The sequence below is a fragment of the Mesorhizobium sp. M1328 genome (assembly GCF_040318075.1).
Classification (GTDB): Bacteria; Pseudomonadota; Alphaproteobacteria; order Rhizobiales; family Rhizobiaceae; genus Mesorhizobium.
In genome coordinates this window covers 1-1,337 of the sequence record NZ_JAMYLO010000075.1, presented here as the reverse complement: position 1 = coordinate 1,337, position 1,337 = coordinate 1, and the positions used below count along the sequence as shown (strand labels likewise).

Genomic DNA, 1,337 nt, shown 5'->3' with positions numbered 1-1,337 from the left:
TCGTGCTTGCAATCCTCTCCTTCCTCGGATTCCACTAGGAGACACCATGCAGGACCAGGACGATCAGGGCCGTCAGACGGCCGATTTCGAGACCGCCAGAAGCGAGCTCTCGGAAAGACTACAACGGGAAAAGCAGACCGCGACGGAAGCGCTCCACGATGCGCGTGACGAGATCACCAGGAAAGCCGGAGATTACGCTTCGGAAGCAAAGCAAGCATTGTTCAACAAGGCGGAGGGAACGCAGCGCGACGTGAGCGCCAATCTCAAGGCCTTCAGCGGCGCATTGCGCGCGGCAAGCGAGCATCTTGCCAACAATGATCAACGGACCGCTTCGAAATTCGCCCTTGACGCCGCAGGCGGGCTCGAGCGGCTTTCCTCCTCCCTGAAGGATAAACCGTTCGACGAGGTGCTTGGCGAAATTCAGTCGTTCGGCCGCGAAAACTCGGGGGCGCTGATCGCCGGTTCGGTATTGGCAGGCCTGGCGTTGGGACGGTTCATCAAGAGCTCGCCACCCTCTGCCCAAACCGGAGCACCGGGCCAGTCGGGAACAGGCCGGGCGCCCGAGACGGGTCCTAGCTCGAATGAGTTCGGATGGCGATCGGCAGAGGCAGTTGAGCCGGCCCCGCTAGGATCCGATCAGTCCGGCGATGACTGGGCCAATGCAAGCCTGGAGCGAAACCCATGACTGACAATCAGGACACTCGCAGCCTGACAACCCTTGTCAGCGATCTGGCACAGCAGGTCACAACACTGCTTCAAACCGAAAGCAGGCTGTTGCGGGCTGAAATGTCGGAAAAGGTAAGCAAGGCCGGCGCCGGCGCCGTGGAGGTAATGGGAGGCGCCATTTGCCTGCTCGCCGCCCTGATGGTGCTTTTGCAGGCGCTGGTGATTGCCTTGGCGAGCGCCGGGCTGGGAGCCGGATGGTCCTCGCTGCTCGTCGGCGTCGTGGTGGCAGTACTGGGCGTCATACTCTTGCGCTCCGGCAAGGCAAGCATGGCCCCCTCAGAGTTGACCCCCGACCGGACACAAGACCAACTTAAACGCGACGCACGCGTGATCAAGGAACAGATAAGATGACCGACAAATCCGCAGCCGAGTTGGAACGCGATGCTGATATTGCTCGCGCCAGAGTGGCAGATACCGCAGACTCGATCCGCAGCAAGATGACACCGGGCCAACTGATCGACGAATTCACCGGGATGTTCAGCGGCGAGGGATCCGCCATGCTCAGCAATCTTAAGACTCAGGTCAGGGACAATCCGTTGCCGCTTACATTGGTCGGCGCGGGCCTGGCCTGGCTGATGCTTGGCAAGGGCACGTCGGTAGACAGTTCAGCA

Annotated in this window: 3 protein-coding genes; all 3 read left to right on the top strand. The window is 60.9% G+C overall.

Annotated elements, in window-relative coordinates:
* The first annotated feature begins 46 nt into the window (after positions 1-46).
* Positions 47-685: a hypothetical protein gene (locus tag NKH23_RS34405; RefSeq protein WP_353036793.1), complete on the top strand. Its 639-nt coding sequence runs from the start codon at positions 47-49 to the stop codon at positions 683-685.
* Positions 682-1,077 carry a phage holin family protein gene (locus tag NKH23_RS34400; RefSeq protein ID WP_292657573.1) on the top strand — a complete coding sequence of 132 codons (396 nt, stop codon included), beginning with the start codon at positions 682-684 and terminating at the stop codon, positions 1,075-1,077. Before NKH23_RS34405 ends, NKH23_RS34400 begins: the two co-directional genes overlap by 4 nt.
* Positions 1,074-1,337 (top strand): DUF3618 domain-containing protein (locus NKH23_RS34395; protein WP_353036791.1); only part of this gene is annotated, 264 nt, incomplete at its 3' end. The genes NKH23_RS34400 and NKH23_RS34395, both read left to right, overlap by 4 nt.

What these genes read in the sequence shown, in the direction of transcription:
- NKH23_RS34400 (WP_292657573.1), top strand. Translation starts at nt 682, where the DNA reads ATGACTGACAATCAGGACACTCGCAGCCTGACAACCCTTGTCAGCGAT.
- NKH23_RS34405 (WP_353036793.1), top strand. Translation starts at nt 47, where the DNA reads ATGCAGGACCAGGACGATCAGGGCCGTCAGACGGCCGATTTCGAGACC.